At 49.8% G+C, this 19,896-nt stretch carries 19 protein-coding genes and 1 riboswitch; of the genes, 11 read left to right on the top strand and 8 right to left on the bottom strand.

Features of this window, described 5'->3' with window-relative positions; genetic code table 11:
• Nucleotides 1–134: 134 nt before the first annotated feature.
• The 4 genes from spoIIID to IJG50_00725 all read left to right on the top strand — a co-directional run bounded on the left by spoIIID (nucleotide 135) and on the right by IJG50_00725 (nucleotide 3,915).
• Complete coding sequence (gene spoIIID, locus IJG50_00740) at nucleotides 135–386, top strand: sporulation transcriptional regulator SpoIIID (GenBank protein MBQ3378374.1); 252 nt, start codon at nucleotides 135–137, stop codon at nucleotides 384–386.
• Nucleotides 387–453: 67 nt separating this feature from the next.
• A complete protein-coding gene (locus IJG50_00735; GenBank protein MBQ3378373.1) occupies nucleotides 454–1,740 on the top strand; it encodes an amidohydrolase in 1,287 nt (428 codons plus the stop codon).
• Nucleotides 1,741–1,916: 176 nt separating this feature from the next.
• The gene (locus IJG50_00730; protein ID MBQ3378372.1) at nucleotides 1,917–2,699 is read left to right on the top strand and encodes a glucose 1-dehydrogenase; all 783 of its coding nucleotides are present in this window, start codon (nucleotides 1,917–1,919) and stop codon (nucleotides 2,697–2,699) included.
• Nucleotides 2,700–2,772: 73 nt separating this feature from the next.
• Nucleotides 2,773–3,915, top strand: coding sequence for an acyl-CoA dehydrogenase (locus IJG50_00725; protein ID MBQ3378371.1), 1,143 nt, complete (start codon nucleotides 2,773–2,775; stop codon nucleotides 3,913–3,915).
• Nucleotides 3,916–4,429: 514 nt separating this feature from the next.
• On the opposite strand, the gene IJG50_00720 is transcribed toward IJG50_00725, so the two are convergent.
• Both IJG50_00720 and IJG50_00715 read right to left on the bottom strand, forming a co-directional pair.
• The gene (locus IJG50_00720; protein MBQ3378370.1) at nucleotides 4,430–5,188 is read right to left on the bottom strand and encodes an MBL fold metallo-hydrolase; all 759 of its coding nucleotides are present in this window, start codon (nucleotides 5,186–5,188) and stop codon (nucleotides 4,430–4,432) included.
• 104 nt (nucleotides 5,189–5,292) lie between these two features.
• Complete coding sequence (locus IJG50_00715) at nucleotides 5,293–5,670, bottom strand: GntR family transcriptional regulator (GenBank protein ID MBQ3378369.1); 378 nt, start codon at nucleotides 5,668–5,670, stop codon at nucleotides 5,293–5,295.
• Nucleotides 5,671–5,780: 110 nt separating this feature from the next.
• Here IJG50_00715 and IJG50_00710 point away from each other — a divergent pair, with 110 nt between their 5' ends.
• The 7 genes from IJG50_00710 (at nucleotide 5,781) to IJG50_00680 (ending at nucleotide 13,937) form a co-directional block, all read left to right on the top strand.
• On the top strand, nucleotides 5,781–6,275 hold the full coding sequence (locus IJG50_00710) for a DNA-deoxyinosine glycosylase (protein ID MBQ3378368.1): 495 nt from the start codon (nucleotides 5,781–5,783) through the stop codon (nucleotides 6,273–6,275).
• Nucleotides 6,276–6,396: 121 nt separating this feature from the next.
• Nucleotides 6,397–8,154, top strand: coding sequence for an ADP-ribosylglycohydrolase family protein (locus tag IJG50_00705; protein MBQ3378367.1), 1,758 nt, complete (start codon nucleotides 6,397–6,399; stop codon nucleotides 8,152–8,154).
• A 320-nt stretch (nucleotides 8,155–8,474) separates the two neighbouring features.
• Nucleotides 8,475–9,233: a phosphotransferase gene (locus IJG50_00700; GenBank protein ID MBQ3378366.1), complete on the top strand. Its 759-nt coding sequence runs from the start codon at nucleotides 8,475–8,477 to the stop codon at nucleotides 9,231–9,233.
• Between the two features lie 127 nt (nucleotides 9,234–9,360).
• Nucleotides 9,361–9,603 (top strand): (2Fe-2S) ferredoxin domain-containing protein, encoded by a 243-nt coding sequence (locus IJG50_00695; GenBank protein ID MBQ3378365.1) that lies wholly within the window; start codon nucleotides 9,361–9,363, stop codon nucleotides 9,601–9,603.
• A gap of 47 nt (nucleotides 9,604–9,650) precedes the next feature.
• Nucleotides 9,651–11,327, top strand: coding sequence for a histidine kinase (locus IJG50_00690; protein ID MBQ3378364.1), 1,677 nt, complete (start codon nucleotides 9,651–9,653; stop codon nucleotides 11,325–11,327).
• Nucleotides 11,320–12,495: a SpoIIE family protein phosphatase gene (locus IJG50_00685; GenBank protein MBQ3378363.1), complete on the top strand. Its 1,176-nt coding sequence runs from the start codon at nucleotides 11,320–11,322 to the stop codon at nucleotides 12,493–12,495. The genes IJG50_00690 and IJG50_00685 overlap by 8 nt, the downstream gene beginning before the upstream one ends.
• A gap of 17 nt (nucleotides 12,496–12,512) precedes the next feature.
• Nucleotides 12,513–13,937, top strand: coding sequence for a 4Fe-4S dicluster domain-containing protein (locus tag IJG50_00680; GenBank protein MBQ3378362.1), 1,425 nt, complete (start codon nucleotides 12,513–12,515; stop codon nucleotides 13,935–13,937).
• A 286-nt stretch (nucleotides 13,938–14,223) separates the two neighbouring features.
• Here IJG50_00680 and IJG50_00675 read toward each other — a convergent pair whose 3' ends face one another.
• The 6 genes from IJG50_00675 to ribD form a co-directional block, all read right to left on the bottom strand.
• Nucleotides 14,224–15,387, bottom strand: coding sequence for an iron-containing alcohol dehydrogenase (locus IJG50_00675; GenBank protein ID MBQ3378361.1), 1,164 nt, complete (start codon nucleotides 15,385–15,387; stop codon nucleotides 14,224–14,226).
• Nucleotides 15,388–15,483: 96 nt separating this feature from the next.
• The gene (locus tag IJG50_00670; protein ID MBQ3378360.1) at nucleotides 15,484–16,137 is read right to left on the bottom strand and encodes an HAD family hydrolase; all 654 of its coding nucleotides are present in this window, start codon (nucleotides 16,135–16,137) and stop codon (nucleotides 15,484–15,486) included.
• A 6-nt stretch (nucleotides 16,138–16,143) separates the two neighbouring features.
• A complete protein-coding gene (locus IJG50_00665; GenBank protein ID MBQ3378359.1) occupies nucleotides 16,144–16,611 on the bottom strand; it encodes a 6,7-dimethyl-8-ribityllumazine synthase in 468 nt (155 codons plus the stop codon).
• Nucleotides 16,612–16,647: 36 nt separating this feature from the next.
• A complete protein-coding gene (locus IJG50_00660) occupies nucleotides 16,648–17,847 on the bottom strand; it encodes a bifunctional 3,4-dihydroxy-2-butanone-4-phosphate synthase/GTP cyclohydrolase II (protein MBQ3378358.1) in 1,200 nt (399 codons plus the stop codon).
• 18 nt (nucleotides 17,848–17,865) lie between these two features.
• Entirely contained in the window at nucleotides 17,866–18,519 is a 654-nt protein-coding gene (locus tag IJG50_00655) for a riboflavin synthase (protein ID MBQ3378357.1), read from the bottom strand.
• Nucleotides 18,519–19,589 carry a bifunctional diaminohydroxyphosphoribosylaminopyrimidine deaminase/5-amino-6-(5-phosphoribosylamino)uracil reductase RibD gene (ribD, locus tag IJG50_00650; GenBank protein MBQ3378356.1) on the bottom strand — a complete coding sequence of 357 codons (1,071 nt, stop codon included), beginning with the start codon at nucleotides 19,587–19,589 and terminating at the stop codon, nucleotides 18,519–18,521. The genes IJG50_00655 and ribD overlap by 1 nt, the downstream gene beginning before the upstream one ends.
• A gap of 169 nt (nucleotides 19,590–19,758) precedes the next feature.
• Nucleotides 19,759–19,873, bottom strand: a riboswitch (FMN riboswitch).
• Nucleotides 19,874–19,896 lie beyond the last annotated feature (23 nt).

The raw sequence follows: 19,896 nt of genomic DNA, 5'->3' as shown, positions 1-19,896 counted from the left end.
AAAGAATATCCCTCCCCTTTTTATCTGATTATAGCAGATATACATCCAATTTACACCCCAAAACAAAGAAATCCCTTTCATATAAGCTGTCAAAAAAACATATACATTACATAAGTATAAAAGGGGGCAGGCTTATGAAAGATTACATAGAGGAGCGCGTGCTCGAGCTTGCGCGCTATATTACGGAGACAGATTGTACGGTGCGCGCCGCCGCCCGCGCGTTTTGCGTATCAAAATCGACAGTTCATAAGGATATAACGGAAAGGCTTTTTATTATAAACCGCACGCTTTACGGCGAAGTAAAGGCGGTGCTTGAAAAGAACAAGTTGGAGCGTCACATACGCGGCGGAGAAGCCACGCGGGCAAAATACCGCGCGTCAAAATAGAGGGTATATCTTTTTTCACCGATGTGTGTTATATTATTATATAGAATAAAGCACACGGGAGGACATTATGCTCTTTAAAAATATAACGATAATAGACGAAAACCTTGACGTAAGAAAAAACATGTTCGTTCTTATTAAGGACGGACGCATTGCCTACATCGGAAGCACGGCTCCGCTTGATTATGAGGGCGACACATACGACGGCGAAAGAAAGCTCCTTATGAGCGCACTTTTTAACATACACGCCCACTCGCCGATGACGCTGCTTCGCGGATACGGCGAAGGCATGGCGCTTTCCGACTGGCTTTTTACTAAAATATTCCCCTTTGAGGCCAAGATGACGCCGGACGACGTATATCATTCAATGCTCCTCGGCATAGCCGAAATGATGAAATACGGTACTGCCGCTTCAACGGAGATGTATTTTCACACCGATGCGATAGTGCGCGCCGCACAGGAAAGCGGCTTTAAGATAAACATATCGTCGGGCATAACTAGCTTCGACGGAAAGCCTCTTTTTGAAAACGCTAACTTTTTATGCGAAAAGCGCAATTTTGAAACGATCCACAAATCGTGCGGCGGCCGTATTTTAGCCGATTTCTCGATCCACGGCGAATACACCTCAAACCCCGGCATAGTCGGCGATCTGGCCGCATATTTAAAGGGAAAGGACGCGCGCGTTCACATCCACCTTTCCGAGACAAAAAAGGAAGTCGAGGAGTGTAAGGCGCGTCACGGCCTTACGCCTCCCGCCTATTTTGAAAAGCTGGGGCTTTTCAAAATGCCTGTTACGGCGGCGCACTGCGTCGTTCTTGAGGACGGCGACTTTGAGATACTGTCGCGCTGCGGCGTTACGATAGCTCACTGCCCCGTAAGCAACTTAAAGCTTGCAAGCGGCATTGCAGACATACCGCGCGCGCTCAAGACGGGCATAAGCGTAGGGCTGGGCACCGACGGCCCCTCAAGCAATAATGCGCTTGATCTCTTTGCCGATCTGAAGATTTTTTCTCTGCTTCACAAGGGAGTTTCGGGCGACCCCAAGCTTATAGGCGTAAAGGAAGCCTTAAAGAGCGTGACCGAAGTTGGGGCGCGCGCTCAGGGGCGCGCAGACTGCGGCGTATTAAAGGAAGGCGCGCGCGCAGATCTCGTCGTTATAGATCTGGACACGCCGTCCATGCAGCCCGAGCACGATCTTCTTTCCAATATTATATATTCGCTCGACGCGTCATCAATAATCATGACGATGATAGACGGACAGGCAGTATATAAAGACGGCGAGTATAAGACTATAGATACAGAAAAAGTATATTTTGAGGTCGAAAGCTCCAAGAAACGCATTCTTTCCGAGCTGTAAGCGCAGCTTATTTGTGGCTGTTTCCTAAAAAAACATGACATGTTTATCTGTTTTTTGGTGTATTTATACTTGAAAACATTTGTATTAAATGTTATCATATAATTGTATTTTATGTGGTATTCAAGGGATTTTTAAAACAACACTATATTTTTATTATTTATTGGGGGGTAAAAGTAATGACTATCAATGAAGTAACTTTTCCGAGCTTTGACTTAAAGGGCAAGGTAGCCATCGTAACGGGCGGCACGAAGGGCATAGGATATCAGATCGCCGTATCTTTGGCAAAATTCGGCGCTGATGTAGTAGTTGCCGCAAGAAACGCAGACGACTGCAAGCGCGTAAGCGAAGAGATAAGGACTCTCGGCGTTCGCTCGGAGGGCATTCCCACCGACGTTACCGATATGGCAAGACTTCAGAATCTTATCGACAAGACAGTTGAGATAATGGGCAAGCTCGATATCATGGTAGCAAACGCAGGCAGTGCCGTTACCGAGAAGGCCGTTAATATCACGCCCGAGCAGTGGGACAAGGTATTGAACCTCGACCTTAAGGCCGTTTTCTTCTGCGATACCGCAGCCGCAAGGCAGATGATAAAGCAGGGCACCGGCGGCCGCATCATAAACGTGGCTTCCGCAGCAGGCTTAAAGGGCACGAAGCGCATAACTCCTTACAGCGCCGCAAAGGCAGGCGTTGTAAACGTATCGAAGTCGCTTGCGCTTGAGTGGGGCAAATATGATATTACCGTAAACTGCATCTGCCCCGGATACGTTCGCACCGAGATAAACGCAGATCAGCTTGACAATCCGAAGGTACGCGACGCGTTACTCAGCCGCACGGCTTTGAAGCGTTTTGCAAAACTTGAGGAGATCGGCGCGGCAGCAGTATATCTTGCATCCGACATGTCGGGCTATATGACCGGCTCGAACTTCGTTATAGACGGCGGATCTACTGCGGGCTGAGCCCGAATCGCTATTTAAAAACGGATCTTTCGCCCGTTTTTGAAAAATATACACTTTAAAAGGAGATGTCTATATGGATTTCAGACTTGACAGCGAGCACGAAGAACTTGTTGAATTATACCGTCAGTTTGCCGAACAGGAAGTAAAGCCGCTTGCGGCAGAGATCGACAGAACGGAGCGTTTCCCCAGAGAGACCGTTGAAAAGATGGCCGAAATGGGCATGCTCGGTATCCCCTTCCCCGAAGAGTGGGGCGGCGCAGGAATGGACAACCTCTCATATGCTCAGTGCATCGAGGAGATAGCAAAGGTATGCGCTACAACGGCGGTTATCATTTCGGGTCATACTTCTCTTTGCGTTTGGCCGATATACAACTTCGGCACCGAAGAGCAGAAGAAAAAATATCTTCCCGGTCTGTGCTCGGGCAAGCTTCTCGGCGCATTCGGTCTTACCGAGCCCGGAGCAGGCACCGACGCGGCAGGCCAGCTCACTACTGCCGTTGACTGCGGCGACCATTGGCTCGTAAACGGCTCCAAGATATTCATCACGAATGCAGGCGAGGCAGACGTTTACGTTATATTCGCCATGACCGATAAATCTAAGGGCAATAAAGGCATAAGCGCGTTTATCCTTGAAAAGGACACTCCCGGATTCTCCATTGGCAAGCATGAGGAAAAGATGGGTATCCGCGGCTCGGCTACCTGCGAGCTTATTTTTGAAGACGTTAAGCTTCCGAAGGAAAACCTGCTCGGCGAGCTTGGCAAGGGCTTTAAGGTAGCAATGGCTACGCTCGACGGCGGCCGCATAGGTATCGCCGCTCAGGCGCTCGGCATCGCAGAGGGCGCTATAGACGAGACCGTTAAGTACGTTACCGAAAGAGTTCAGTTCGGCAAGCGCATAAGCCAGTTCCAGAACACGCAGTTCGAGCTTGCTCAGATGAAGGCAAACACCGAAGCGGCAAGACTGCTCGTTTACCGTGCGGCTAACGCAAAGGACAACGGCGAGCCCTATTCGCAGTATTCCGCTATGGCAAAGCTTGTTGCCGCAAGAAACGCATCCGACGTAACAAGACGCTGCCTGCAGCTTTTCGGCGGCTACGGCTATACGAGAGAGTATCCCATCGAGCGCATGATGCGCGACGCGAAGATCACGGAGATCTACGAAGGCACGAGCGAAGTTCAGATGATGGTCATCTCCTCGTGGATGGGCGTAAAATAAGCAAAGAACAAAAATATAAAAGGAGCGGTTTTCCGCTCCTTTTTTGTATGCGGATATAAGGATTTTTTCTTGCTTAAAAGCAAGGGAAAACCTTAAAACTCCGTTTTAAGAAATTCATACCCCTGCCGGGGATGCGTACTTTTCACAAAAGCGCTGCTTTTGAAACATTTCTCTTGCTTAGAAGCAAGAGAAGATAACTTGAAAAGGAAGTTGTAGAACACAGTTCTAAAGAAGCGCCGCGCCTCGTGGGATGCGTATGCGCATACCCCTCATCCGTCTGCTTCGCAGACACCTTCCATTCGGGTCCCCCAAAAAATAACCTCATTTTTTTTGGGGGCCCAAGGGGGGAAGGCTTTGGGTGTCGCACGCCCGCCGCGCAGGCCAATAAAGTCTTTAGAACGGAGTTTTAAAAAATTGTCTTGCTTTTCAAGCAAGACAAAGAAAACTTAAAAAGGAGCCTTTGAACCTTGGTTCAAAATACCCACGCCGCGCCTCGCGGCCAAGGCGCCTCATCTCACAGCCGCACCGCTTCGCCCGCGCGAAGCGCCTCTGCGCGTCCCGCGTACTTTTCAAGTATCGGAGAAAGATCAATGGGCATCGTGAGCGGAGGGAACGTATTGTCATAATGATCGAGAAGTATCCTTTTCGGCCTTAGCCGCTCCACCGTTTTCACAGCCGGCGTAAGATTGTCTCTCCATCCGTTATACGGGAGCACCAAAATGTCGCAGTCCGTCGGATAAGTTTCGTCCTCCCGCATATTTAAGCTGCCCATCAGAGATACAGTTTTGCCGCCGCATTCAACAAGGTAAAACACCGTCTCGTCGTTTTCGGGACAAAGACTGTTCTCTTTCAAAATATACGGTATATTTTTCTTGTACGGCGAATTCTTTATATATAACAGTCTGTCGAACGCACCCTTCGCAAGCTGTGCATGACGCCCGTGAAATGCGCGCACAGTAAAGCCTTTTGTCTCTATCGTGTCGCCGTATGATAAAAGTCTCAGTCTCGCCTCCGGCACGCCTTTCTTCCTAAGCGTTTCATGCGGCGTTTTCGTGCAGTATACAAGCGCGTCGGGATTTCTTTCGCACACTTCTGGAATGCTTACTATGTGGTCGAAGTGACCGTGCGTTACGAATATGTCCGTGCATCCGTCAAAGTCCTCTATACCGGTTTTCGTTTCGCTGCCCTCAAGCGGCACGAACGGATCGAAAAGCATGTGTCCCGATGCGTTCCTTATTTCCACCGATGCAGTACCGTGCCATATAAGCTCCATAAGTTTTCCTCCCGAAAATCAGTTTTTATATTAAAATCGCGTGTCCTGTAAACTGCCGCACGGCTTTCATGATCCCTTTATTTTTGTTTTGTTTTCCACCGCGTTCATTTCAGATCCTCCATGATAAGCTTTACCATTTTTGCAACATCGTCCGCGCCAAGTCCGCACGACGGCGCAAGACGCGCTATCTTTTCAATATAGCCTTCTATCGTTTTAAGGTTTTCCTCTCTCAAAAGCTCCACGTTTTTCGGAGCAACAAAGAAGCCCTTTGCAGCCACGGCATAAATAAAGCCCTCTTTTTCCAGCTCGTCGTAAGCGCGCTTCGTCGTAATAACGCTGATGCGCAGATCCTTTGCAAGATTTCGTATCGAGGGAAGCGCCTCGTCCTCTTTAAGACTTCCGTTTATTATGGCCGCCTTTATCTGCGAATATATCTGATCGTATATCGGAAGCGCGCTTTTGTTGTCAATAAAGATGTTCACGTTATCACCCCGTACAGTCCGTATATATACAATATATACAGTTTATGTGTTTTTGTCAATACGCATTTTTATTTTTATGATATACTTAAAAAAAGAGAGGAGGCGCGCATATGAAGCACGAGTCGCACGAGGTCCACAACATACCGCCCGTATATGACGCGCAAAGCCGCATACTTATTTTGGGTTCATTCCCGTCCGTAAAGTCGCGCGAGGAGGGCTTTTTCTACGGACATAAGCAGAACCGCTTCTGGCGTGTAGTCTCGTCCGTATTGGATGAGGGCACGCCGCAGACGATCGAAGAAAAGCGAGATATGCTTATAAGGCGTCATATCGCGCTGTGGGACGTCATAGAAAGCTGCGATATAGCGGGATCTGCCGACTCGCGGATAAGAAACGCAGTCCCGAACGATATATCGCGCATAACGCGCGCCGCCGATATACGCCATATTTATCTTAACGGCGGCGAGGCTTTCCGCATGTTTGAAAGGTTCAATAAAGACATAAAGATCCCCTGCACACGCCTGCCCTCAACAAGTCCCGCAAACGCGGCGTACTCTTTGGAAAGGCTTTTTAGAGAATGGCATGTCATCTGCGAAGATCTGTGAAAAACGAATGCTTTTCGGCATTCAGAGCGAAAGCTGTCATTTGTCGCCCGGCAAACGACCTCTTTCGTATTTGATCCGACTATACTTATATCATCAAGATGACCGAGGAGGTAATGAATATATGTACGGAGCTATTCTTGGAGATATAATAGGCGCTCCCTTTGAGTTCGACAGGAGCAAAAAGACAAAGGTCTTCCCACTGTTTTCCGATAACAGTCATTTTACGGACGATACGGTCATGACGATAGCCGTAGCCGATGCGCTGATGAAAGTGCCGCACGATGCGCCGGATGAGACGATCTGCGATGAGATCATCGATTCAATGCACCGTTGGGGGCAAAAATATCCCCACGCCGGATACGGCGGCCGCTTCAATACCTGGCTTAAAACAAAGAGCCGCAAGCCCTATAACAGCTACGGAAACGGCGCTGCAATGAGAGTGGCCTCTGTAGGATGGCTGTATGATACCATTGAAGAAACGCTGAAAGCCGCACGCCTTACCGCCGCCGTCACACACGATCACCCGGAGGGCATAAAGGGCGCCCAGGCCACGGCAGCCGCGATCTTCCTTGCGCGAAACGGCATGAGCAAGGAAGAGATCAAAAACCACATAATACGGGAATTCGGCTACGACCTTTCCCTTACCTGCGATGAGATCCGCCCCGCCTATCGCCATGTGGAAAGCTGTCAGGAGACGGTCCCCGAAGCTATAACGGCTTTCCTTGAAGGGACCGATTTTGAAGACGTTATAAGAACGGCTGTTTCCCTCGGCGGCGATTGCGATACTCTTACATGTATCGCAGGGAGCATTGCGGAGGCGTTCTATACCGTTGACGACGACTTGGCTTTGGAGTGCAGAAAACGCCTGCCCGGTGACATGCTCTTTGTTCTCGATAGTTTTATGGAAAAAAGGGCGCCAATAACCCCCGCGTTCCACGATGCATTTCTTGACGATAATGAAACTATCGAAAAAGCGATCGCCGCATACTGCGCTGACGAAACTGAAGAAAACTTGTGCGCCGTGCTTGAATCTATCCGCACGCGTATGCATCAGGACGGGCATTTTATCATACCTGCAATCGGATCGGAAGACGGCACACGATTCGCCCTTCGCACAATACATACCGACGACAATGAAGATTGGCCGGCGGCGTTCACATCTCAGGCGGAACATAAGAAAGGACCGCCCTGCCAGATCCTTTCGCACTTTATCGACGTCATGCTTAAGGCCTGCATGGATATGGACAGTCCCGGCCTTATAATAAACCCGTTTGGGCAGTCCTTCATGCTAACACCCGAGCTTATCGACTTTATCCTAAAGGCCGACGGCGACATTGAATACCACATCCCCGACGACGCGATCACACCCGAGCTTTTAGAAGACGGATCTTTTTTAAAAAGAGCCATTGAGATATGTAACCGAAACCGAATAAATTCAAATATGATAAAGCTCACGAAGATCCTTCGTGACAGTCGGGTATGGATCCCCTGTAATGCCGTATTGAGCGAAGCAGACTACGCAGAGTGGGCAAAAACAGTAAGCGATGCAGAGAAAAACGACGGTTTTGACTCGATCTTGGGAAAGGAACTTAAAAATCAAGACAATATCCGCATGAAGCCGGATATCCTTCAAAACGGCGATGAGCTTTTCTTTCCGGTATTCACCTCGGCAATAGAAATGGGAGAATACGGAGAACGCTTCTCTAAAATAGAGACGCATTTTTTGGAGGCCGCAGATCTGGCGCAAAAAAGCGAGGATAACATTGCCGGGATCGTGATAAACGCCTTCTCTGAGCCTTTCATCGTGCCCCGCGATCTGTTTGACATCATTGCACAGACGCCATCGGCCTTCGAAGAGAATAAAGCCGAAAACGAATAATACCGCAGTTTTTCAAATGACCGGCGAAAAAATCTTTATTTGACCGGCGCTGTTAAGAATATGCCCTGTTGTAAGCGCAAAACAAGTTTACAGCAGGGCTTTTCTTATTTTCTGACGACTATCCCGCACGGATCGCAAAGTAATTTGGCACCCTCTTTTGCCCTTTTGGAGCTTTATTTGCATAATTTCAAATTGTTATTCTTTTTTATAAAACACCTTTACAAACGCATACGTCATTTGTTATGATATTAACGAATAGGCGACGTATTTCAGCGTCCGATCAAAAGACGATAAAATCATTACAAAGGGGGTGCGTCTACGTGGGCGATATGCGTGTCATTGCAGTACGCAATACAAAAACTATATATCGTGACGGAGATAAATGCATTAAGGTATTTGTAGGCGATTACAAAAAATCGGAGGTACTCAGCGAGGCGTTTCATTACTCCGTCGTAGAAGACGCCGGCCTTAACGTGCCGAAGGTGCTCGAGGTCGGCACGTTTGAGGGACGCCCCGCCATAACCTACGAATACATAAAAGGTCCAACGCTTGCCCGGCTTATGGCAGAGCAGCCGAAAAAGAAGTATGAATATCTCGATCTTTTCATCGATCTTCAACTCGAGGTCCACAAAAAGACCGCAAAGTCGCTTATAAGCTTAAAAGACTATCTGAGCCTGAGGATACAGATGAGCGATATAGAAGCTACGGCGCGCTATTTCCTTCTTTCAAAGCTTCAGGATATGCCCATATATCACAACATCTGCCACGGCGACTTCAACCCGTCCAATATCATAATATCCGAGGACGGCACGCCTTATATCGTGGACTGGACCGGCGTGACCCAGGGTGATCCTGCATTGGACGCCGCCGAAACTTATCTTTTGTTCTGGCTCGACGGCGATATAAGCGGCGCAAATTATTATCTCGATAACTTTCCTAAAAAAACCGGGGTAGATAAAGACTATATCCAAAAGTGGATGCCCGTCGTCGCGGCCTCGCATTCCGTAGGCTGCAAGGCGGACCAGCGCGAATTTCTCATTGACTGGATAGAGCGAAACGAGTATAAAGAGGATCTTTAGCCTCAAATCAAGAAGCTTTTATGCGCTTAGGCAATCCCTTTTCGGGGATTTCTCGCCGATGTGTGCGCATCGGCGAAAGACTTCAGCGCGCCATATAACCAAACAAAATCAAATGAGGAGGATTATTATGAAGGTGACCGTGTGCATAGGATCGTCATGTCACATAAAAGGTTCAAGGCCGATAGTCGAAACGTTTCAAAAGCTTGTCTCCGAAAACAAGCTCGGAGACAAGCTTGAGCTTGCCGGCACATTCTGCATGAACAAGTGTCAGGAGGGGGTATGCGTTAGTATCGACGATAAGGTCTATTCCGTATCGCCGCAGACTGCCGAATCCTTTTTCAACGAAAACATCAAATCAAAGCTTCAGTGATCCATAATCGAAAACAGAGGCTCATATTTTAAAGGAGTTTGATTTTAATGCCGGATTGCCTCAGACTGAAAAAGTCCAACTGTAAAAACTGCTATAAATGCATAAGACACTGTCCCGTAAAGTCTATACGCTTCTCCGCGGGGCAGGCTCACATCATAGGCGACGAATGCATACTTTGCGGCCATTGCTTCGTCGTGTGTCCTCAGAACGCAAAGGAGATCGTCGATGAAACGGAGAAGGTGCGCGTATTATTAAAAAGCGGCGACCCCGTCGTTGTAAGTCTTGCTCCCTCGTTCGCCGCAAATTATGAGGGCATAGGCATCGAGGCCATGCGCGAAGCGCTTAAAGCGCTCGGATTTTACGACGCCGAGGAAACTGCTCTGGGAGCTACGATAGTTAAGCGCGAATACGACAGAATACTTTCGGAGGATAAGCGCGATATAGTCATTTCGTCGTGCTGTCACAGCATAAATCTGCTCATACAGAAGTATTTCCCGAGCTGTCTTGTTTATCTTGCCGATGTGCTTTCTCCCATGCAGGCACACTGCGTTGATATAAAAAAGCGCATACCGAACGCAAAAACGGTATTCATCGGCCCCTGCGTCGCAAAAAAGGACGAGGCGCAGATATATAAAGATATGGTAGACGCCGTGCTCACTTTCGAGGAGCTTACAAACATGTTCAAAGCTGCCGGTATAGAACCCAAGCGCGAAATAATACATAACGACGAAAGCCTCGCGCGCTTCTTCCCCACTACAGGAGGCATACTCAAAACGATGAAAAAGGAAGCTGCCGGATACTCGTACATGGCGCTCGACGGCGTTGAGAACTGCATATCCGCCCTTAAGGATATCGAAAGGGGCAATATACACAACTGCTTCATAGAGATGTCGGCCTGCGCCGGAAGCTGCATAGGCGGCCCCGTTATGGAGAAGTATCACAAGAGTCCGGTAAGGGATTATGCGTCGATCTCACGCTTTGCGGGAAATAAAGACTTTGATATAGCCCAGCCCCGTACCGAAAGCATAAGAAAGCTGTTTGATCCCATACAGCATAACGCCGCGACGCCCTCCGAGGAAAAGATAACGGAAATATTAAAAGAAATGGGCAAGACTACCCCCGCAATGGAGCTCAACTGCGGCTCTTGCGGGTACAACAGCTGCCGCGAAAAAGCGGTAGCAATATACCAGGGCAAGGCCGAAATATCTATGTGTCTGCCGTTTTTGAAGGATAAGGCGGAGACCTTATCCGATACCATAGTAAACAATACGCCGAACGGCCTCATAGTTTTAAACGACCAGCTCGAGGTGCAGCAGATAAACGCCGCTGCGCTGAAGATAATGAACCTAAACTCCGCTGCCGCCATTTTGGGCGACAATGTAGTAAGGATACTCGACCCGATAGTATTCCTTGAGGTCTTAGAAAGCGGCAAGGGCGTTTACAACGAGCACGTTTATCTTACCGAATACAACCGATATGTGGAGCAGACGGTAGTCCCCGCAGAGGGCGGGCGCATGCTTATCTACATTATGCGCGACGTTACAGATGAGGAAAGCGAAAGAAAAAAGAAAGAAGAAATAAGCCGCCAGACGGTGGAGGTAGCCGACCGGGTAGTTGAAAAACAGATGCGCATAGTGCAGGAGATCGCTTCACTTTTGGGCGAGACCGCAGCCGAAACGAAAATAGCGCTTTCAAAGCTTAAGGAGTCGATAAACGATGAATGATCTTTGCGCCGATATAGGATACAGAAGTATAAACCATATAGGCGAACAGCTCTGCGGCGATCACGTGGATGTTGTGGAAAGCGACGACGGTTCTACCGTAATAGTCCTTGCCGACGGGCTTGGAAGCGGCGTCAAGGCCAGTATTCTCTCAACGCTTACATCAAAGATAATCTCTACGATGATGGCGGCGGGGCTCTCGCTCGAGGAATGTGTGGAAACGATAGCCGCAACTCTGCCTGTATGCTCAGTACGCGGAGTCGCCTATTCAACTTTTACGATAATACATTTAAGGAACAACGAATACGCCGAGCTTATACAATACGACAATCCTCAGATCATAATGATACGCGACAATAAGGCTTACGATTATCCGAAAACAACGATGAATATCGGCGGCAAGACCATATACAAGTCAACGATAAGGCTCAGAGAAAACGACGTTTTCATCGCCATGAGCGACGGATGCCCCCATGCCGGCATCGGAAAAGCGTATAATTTCGGCTGGAAGATAGAAGATATATCCGACTTTATGGAAGTCATGGTAATGTCTAATTATACGGCGAAAACGCTTTCCACCATTCTTGTCGATGAAGTTAACAAGCTCTACGGCAGCGAGCCTGGCGACGACGCCACAGCCTGTGTCGTGCGTATAAGAAAGCGCGTGCCCATGAACATACTGTTCGGCCCGCCGAGAAACCCCGACGACGCGAACCGAATGATGAGTCTGTTCTTCTCAAAGCGCGGCAAACACATAATCTGCGGCGGCACCACCTCGTCAATAGCCGCCAAATGGCTGAAAAAACCGCTTGTCGCAAGCCTTGAATACAACCCCGGCTCCGACGTGCCGCCGACAGCGTCCATAGAAGGCGTCGATCTTGTTACGGAGGGGGTAATTACGGTAAATAAGGTCGTTGAGTATGCTAAAGACTACGTAAACGACAACAAGGATTATGCCAAATGGAGCTTTAAGAGAGACGGCGCGTCTCAGATATGCAGTCTTTTGTTTGAAGAGGCTACCGATATAAATTTCTACGTTGGGCGCGCGATAAATCCTGCGCATCAGAACCCCGATCTGCCTATCAATTTCAATATAAAGATGAATCTTGTCGAGGAGCTTTCCGAAGCTCTGAAAAAGATGGGCAAGCGTATAAAAGTAAGCTATTTTTAAAGGAGTGTTAAGAGCAGATGAGAAAATTTGATACAAAAGTACAGCATCTTAAATACAAAGTCCTGCGCGAGGTGGCAAGATTTGCATGGCAGGACAGTCTGCTTGAAAATATACTGCGTATACCTGAGATAATAGTGCCCGGCAAAATACCCACTATGCGCTGCTGCGTTTATAAAGAGAGGGCCATACTTACCGAGCGCGTAAAGCTTGCAATGGGCGGCAATATAGACAATCACAATGTGATAGAAGTCATAGACATCGCGTGCGACGAATGTCCGGCGGCGGGATATGACGTTACCGACTCGTGCCGCGGCTGTCTTGCGCATCGCTGCGAGGACGTATGTCCGAGAGGCGCAATATCGTTCGACCACAATTACGTTGCGCACATCGATAAATCAAAGTGCATCGAATGCGGCCGCTGCGCGAAAGTATGCCCGTACAACGCCATCGCGAACAGGAAACGTCCCTGTCAGGCGGCGTGCAAAATAAAGGCGATATCGATAAACAGCGACGGCGTGGCGAAGATAGACGATGAAAAGTGTATATCGTGCGGTGCGTGCGTATATCAGTGTCCGTTCGGCGCGATCACCGATAAGTCGTATATTTTAAACGTTATAGACCTTATTAAAAACAGCGAGAACAACACAAAATACAAGGTGTTCGCCGTTGTTGCTCCGTCCATATCGAGCCAGTTTACATATGCAAAGCTCGGTCAGGTCATCTCGGGCTTAAAGGAGCTTGGATTCTTCACGGTGGTGGAGGCGGCGCTGGGAGCGGACATGGTGGCATATGCCGAGGCAAAGGAGCTTTATGAAAAGGGCTTTCTTACAAGCTCGTGCTGCCCCGCGTTCGTATCGTATATAAACTCCGCCTTCCCGTCATTAAAGGAGCACATATCGCATAATCTCTCGCCTATGGCTTCCATAGCGAAATATATAAAGGATACGCATGAAAACGTAAAAGTAGTGTTCATAGGCCCCTGCACCGCGAAAAAGGCAGAAGTGCGCCTTAAAAAAGTGCGCCCCTACGTCGATTCCGCGCTCACGTTCGAGGAGCTTCAGGCGTTGTTCGACAGCCGCGACATAGATATAACGACGCTGCCAGAGGACGTGCTCGACAACGCGTCATACTACGGCAGGATATTTGCGCGAAGCGGCGGACTTACCGACGCGGTGGCGCAGGGCTTAAAGGAGCACGGCATAACCGATTTCGAGCTTAATGCCTGCACCTGCGACGGCATTGAGGAGTGTAAGACGGCGCTGCTTCGTAAGAGCAAGGGCGCGCTCCCCGCAAACTTCATCGAGGGCATGGCCTGCGAGGGCGGCTGCATCGGCGGCGCCGGATGCCTCACTCACGGCGAAAAGAACCGCGCCCAGGTGGATAAATACGGCAAGGAAGCGTTGGAGAAGACGATAAGCGACGCAATATCGCTTTTGAAGTAGTGGAGGCTTTTATCGCAGTTAACGGACATATTTGTGAAAAACGGAGGAGCGACGTCATACTCCTCCGTTTTGGGTCTGTCCCAAAGAAGCGTATAGCGGTTCTGTTAAAACCCCGCTTTAAATACGTTTCTTTTTTATTTTCGCCTATTCTGTTAGACGCAAAAGCAGCCCCAAGACCTGCTTTGGGACTGCTTTTTTCTTGCGGTCTATTATACCATACCAAGAACCGTCAGGGAACTACAAGCATCTGCCTTCGCTGTACCCAAGCCATACAGCCCGCCGCGTATTACAGCGATTCGGTAAAGATCTTGGCGATATCCTTCTCATCAAGCGGTACCCACGCGTTATGAAGGCCCTCGTTTACCGCTACGTGATGCGCCATCTCGCCTATACGGCTTTCGTCGATGCCGATCTCTTTTAAATGCATCGGTATGCCAAGCGATTCAAAGAAGCGGTAAGTTTCTTCGATCGCCCTGTTCGCTATATCGTACTTGTCGAGGCTTTCGTCTATTCCGAATACGTTCACGCCGTATTTTACGAATCGGTCGAGCGTCTTATCGCAAAGAACGTGCTTCATCCATCTCGGCGTAAGTATAGCAAGCCCTACTCCGTGCGTGACGTCGTAATATGCGGAAAGCGCGTGCTCCATTGCGTGGCACGGCCATCCGGCAAAGCTGCATCCGAGAGAATATATGCCGTTGCATCCGTAGGTGCAGGCTATCATCATCTCCGCTCTCGCCGTATAATCCTCGGGATCTTCAATGCACTTTTTACCGTTCACCATAAGGCTCTTTAAGCCCGCCTCCATGAAGCCGTCGTTTAGAAGCGTCGACTCGGCGCAGAAATACTGCTCCATTATATGGTTCATCGCGTCGGCGCAGCCCGCCGCCGTCTGCGTCTTCGGTACGGTGAACGTGTACGTCGGGTCAAGGATCGAGCAGACCGGGAATAAAAGCGGATCCATATACCCTATCTTGTCGTTCGTCTCCGTTCTTGATATAACGCCTCCGCAGTCGTATTCGCTGCCGGTCGCGGCAAGCGTGATGATATCTACGACGGGCAGAGCCGCCTGCGCCTTCACCTTATACGAGATAAGATCCCACACGTCGCCGTCGTATTTTGCCCCGACGGAGATCGCTTTCGAACAGTCAAGCACGCTTCCGCCGCCTACTGCGAGGATCGCGTCAATATTCTGCTCCTTACATATCTTCACGCCGTCAAGAACGCTCGGGTCGTACTTCGGATTCGGCTGTATGCCGGAAAGCTCGTAGATCTCAAAATCCGACAAAAGCTCTTTCACCTTGTCGTAAAGACCCATCTTTTTTATGCTGCCTCCGCCGTAAGTCAACAGCACTTTTTTACCCAAAGCGCCGATGACCTCGGGCAGCTTTTCTATAGAATCCCTTCCGAAAATAAGCCTCGTGGGCGTCATATAATCAAAATTCTGCATACTTTTCTCCTTATCGTTCTCTTATTACCTATTTCCCGCATATTATCCTTACCGAAAACGGCGCGGTACACGCCGCGCCGTTTTTCCGTTCAATTATCAAAGCTCTCCCGCAGGGATATACGCAAGCATCTCGAGCGGGAAGTTTATCACGGCATCCGCATCCCGGATCTCATCGGCGCTTCCGTATCCGTAGGCGCAGCCTATCGAATAAAGGCCGTACTTCTTCGCGATCTCTATATCGTTCGCCCTGTCGCCCACGACGATGAAATTGCCCGTGTACTTCTTCGCGATCTCGGGGAATATCTCCGTCTTCGGCTTAAAGCCAAACGATTCGGTGCAGTACATGTCGTAAAAGTATCTGTCAAGCCCGAAGGCCTTCGTGTGCGCGTCCATGTAATACTGCTTGCAGTTGCTTAAAAATATAAGCGTATGTCCGTGCTCTCTTAACGTGTCGAGTATTTCAAGCGCGTGTCTGTAAAGCTTTGCGCGTCCCGCCTCTATCTCCTCGCGCATCGTCTGACCGACTATCTCGCTGCAGTGTGCGCGCACGTCTTCGGGAAGCTCGGGCATGAACATCTCCCACATCACGCGGGCGTTGTAGCCTATCCAGCCGCGTATCTCCTCATCGGTAAATTCGCGCATCTTCGCATAGCCGTTCGCCACAAGCCAGTCGTAAGCTTTTAAAAAGGCCGGCTTATATATATGAAGCGTCTCGTGCAGCGTTCCGTCGTAATCGAAAATAATATTCATATCGTCTTATTTATCCATTTCTCTTAAAAGATTTACCATCTCAATAGCGCCTACAGCACAGTCGAAGCCCTTGTTTCCGGCCTTCGTGCCCGCGCGCTCTATCGCCTGCTCTATATTCTCGGTCGTAAGCACGCCGAACATAACGGGAACGCCCGTCTGAAGCGATACGTTGGCTATGCCCTTCGATACCTCGCTGCAAACGTAGTCGTAATGCGTCGTCGAGCCGCGGATAACGGCGCCCAGCGCGATTACTGCGTCGTATTTGCCGCTTTTGGCCATCTTCTGCGCCGCGAGCGGTATCTCGAACGCGCCCGGTACCCACGCAACGCTTATATCGTCCTCCGATATGTCGTGACGCTTGAGCGCGTCAAGCGCGCCGCCCAAAAGCTTAGATACGATAAATTCGTTGAACCTTGCCGCAACTATGCCTATTTTTATATCGCCGGATACTATTTTTCCTTCAAAAACTCTCATGATAAGTCCTCCCCTTTATATAAATTGTTTATATTCTTAATAGTCGAGCATATGGCCCATTTTTTCCTGCTTCGTCTTAAGATAGAACTCGTCGTACTTCGTAAGCTCCATCTGGATCGGCACACGCTCGATTATCTCTATGCCAAAATCTGCGAGTCCCTCTATTTTCTTGGGATTATTCGTTAAAAGGCGCATCGTCTTAACACCCAGGTCGCGAAGTATCTGCGAGCCGATGTAGTACTCTCTAAGGTCGCTTTTAAAGCCGAGAGCGATATTAGCCTCTACGGTGTCCATGCCTCTGTCCTGAAGCTCGTATGCCCGCAGTTTGTTTATAAGGCCGATGCCGCGTCCCTCCTGACGCATATAGAGAAGCACGCCGCGTCCCTCTTTTTCCACCTGCATCATTGCGGAGGCGAACTGCTGGCCGCAGTCGCAGCGCATCGAGCCGAAAGCGTCGCCCGTCAGGCACTCCGAATGCACGCGGCAGAGAATGTCCTTTCCGTCGCCTATATCGCCCTTTACCAAAGCGACGTGATGCTCGCCGTTAAGCTTGTTCACGTAGCCGTAAGCCACGAAGTTTCCGTATTTCGTAGGCATGCGCGTCTTTGCCACGCATTCAACGAGCTTGTCGTTTACCTTGCGGTAACGCTGAAGCTCTTTTATCGTTATCATTTTAAGGTCGAACTTCTTAGCCATCTCGATAAGCTCGCTCGTGCGCATCATCGTGCCGTCGTCGCGCATTATCTCACAGCAGAGCCCGCATTCTTTAAGGCCCGCTATACGCATGAGGTCAACGGTCGCCTCCGTATGGCCGTTTCTTTCCAAAACGCCGTTTCTCTTTGCAAGAAGCGGGAACATATGTCCGGGGCGTCTGAAATGCTCGGGGCGCGCGTCGTCCTCAACGCACTTCATCGCCGTTATCGAACGCTCCGCAGCCGAGATGCCGGTAGTCGTATCTATATGGTCTATTGATACGGTGAACGCCGTTTCGTGATTGTCTGTGTTGTGCGTGACCATCTGCGGTATCTGAAGCTTTTTTACAAGCGACTCGCCCATCGGCATACAGATAAGGCCCTTTGCGTGAGTGGCCATGAAATTTACGTTGGCCGTCGTGGCAAACTGTGCCGCGCAGATGAGGTCGCCCTCGTTCTCTCTGTCCTCGTCGTCGGTCACTAAAATTATCTTGCCCTGCCTTAGATCCTCGCAGGCTTCTTCTATCGTGCTGAATCTGAACATGATCATTTCCTCCTTTTATCAAAAACCGTATTTCATTAAAAATTCTTTCGTTATTTTACCGCTTTGCTCCTTTTTATCCCCATCGGGGAATAAGATAAGGCGCTCAACGTATTTTCCTATGATATCGCATTCAAGATTTACTACGTCGCCCGCGTGCTTTAAGGAAAGCGTTGTCATTTTTGCCGTATGCGGTATTACGGATACGGCAAAATCGTCAAAGCTCACTCTCGCCACGGTAAGGCTTATGCCGTCTATCGCTATAGAGCCCTTTTCTACGATATAGCGCATGATCGCGCGGTCGGCCTTTATCGTATACCAAACGGCGTTGTCGTCGGCTTTCGTCTCCTTTATAACGCCCGTGCCGTCTATATGTCCCGATACGATATGTCCGCCAAATCTTCCCTCGGCGCTCATCGCGCGTTCTAAGTTTACTGGACTTCCCACTTTAAGCGAACCGAGAGAGCTGCGGCTCAAAGTTTCGCTCATAACGTCGGCCGTGAACATCTTGTCCCCAAACGAAGTGACGGTGAGGCACACTCCGTTTACCGCGATGGAATCGCCCAGCGAAACGTCGCTGAATATTTTGTCTCCCGCTATCGTAAGTATCGAAGAACGCGCTCCGCGCTTTATCGCGGCGACTCTGCCCGTTTCTTCGACAATGCCGGTAAACATCAGCCGCCTACCTCCCATCTTATCAGAATATCGCCGCCGATAAGCTCCGCTTCAGGCCTGCCGAGCACGAGTGCGTCGGACAGGCGCTCGATCCCTGCGCCGCCCACAGGCGTCTTTGCATCCCTGCCGCCCACCATTTTGGGCGCGATGAACGCGGCGACTTCATTTATTATGCCCTCTTTTACGGCAGAGCCCGCAAGCTCGGCCCCGCCCTCTATCATTACGCTGTCTATCTTTTTTTCTCCGAGCCGCATCATAAGCGCCTTTAAGTCGGTATAGCCGTTTTTTTCGCCCGCCGCTATTATCTCGCAGCCCGCGTCGATATACGGCTTATAACGCTCTTCGTCAGCGCAGGCAGTCGCTATGATCGTGGGTATATCCCGCGCAGTTTTGACTATTTTCGAGTCGAGCGGCGTGCGAAGGCGCGTATCGCATATGACGCGCACGGGGTCTCGCCCGCCCTCTATGCGGCAGTTTAACATCGGGTCGTCGGCAATGACCGTGCCCACGCCCGCCATTATTGCGGCGTACCGTCCGCGCATGGCGTGAGCGCGCCTGCGCGAGTCCTCGCCTGATATCCACTGCGACTCTCCCGTGACCGTAGCAATCTTTCCGTCGGCCGTCATGGCGTATTTTAAAACGACGTAAGGTGTTTTTGTCGATATATAGTGAAAAAATACTCTGTTCGCGGCGTCGCATTGCTCTTTAAGAACGCCCGTCTCGACCTCTATTTTATGCTCTCTCAAAATTTTTACGCCCTTGCCCGCAACGAGCGGGTTAGGGTCCATCGAGCCCACGACTACGCGCGAGAAGCCCTGCTCGATAATGGCCTCGGTACACGGCGGCGTTTTGCCGTAGTGACAGCACGGCTCAAGCGTCACGTATATCGTCGCGCCGCGCATATCCTCGCGGCAGTTCGCAATGGCGTTGCGTTCGGCGTGAAGCTCTCCGTATTTTTCATGCCAGCCCTCGCCTATTATCCGACCGTCCTTCACTATCACGGCGCCGACTATCGGGTTCGGGTTCGTCCGTCCCAGTCCGCGTTTCGCAAGCTCTAGCGCACGTCGCATATATTCTTCATCCATAAGCGAAATCACTTCCTTAAAATAAATGCCGAAAAAATAAAACGCCCGAAGATGACGTTCGGGCGTTTTGGGGGCAAAAGATACGCGCGCCTTAAATAAAAAGCTCCGGAAAAACTCCGGAGCATAATTTCAAAAAGACGCAAATGCATAAAGCTTTCATCTTCTTCCATCCAGACTTTACTGTCGGCTTCGGAGTTTCACCGAATCATGCCTTGCGGCTCGTGGGCTGTACCACCGGTCGGGACTTTCACCCTGCCCTGAAGATCACTCTTTTGTGTAGATTATAACGCGG

Source organism: Clostridia bacterium (assembly GCA_017405765.1).
Taxonomy (GTDB): Bacteria; Bacillota; Clostridia; order Oscillospirales; family RGIG577; genus RGIG577.
This window is presented reverse-complemented; position numbering and strand designations above follow the sequence as displayed.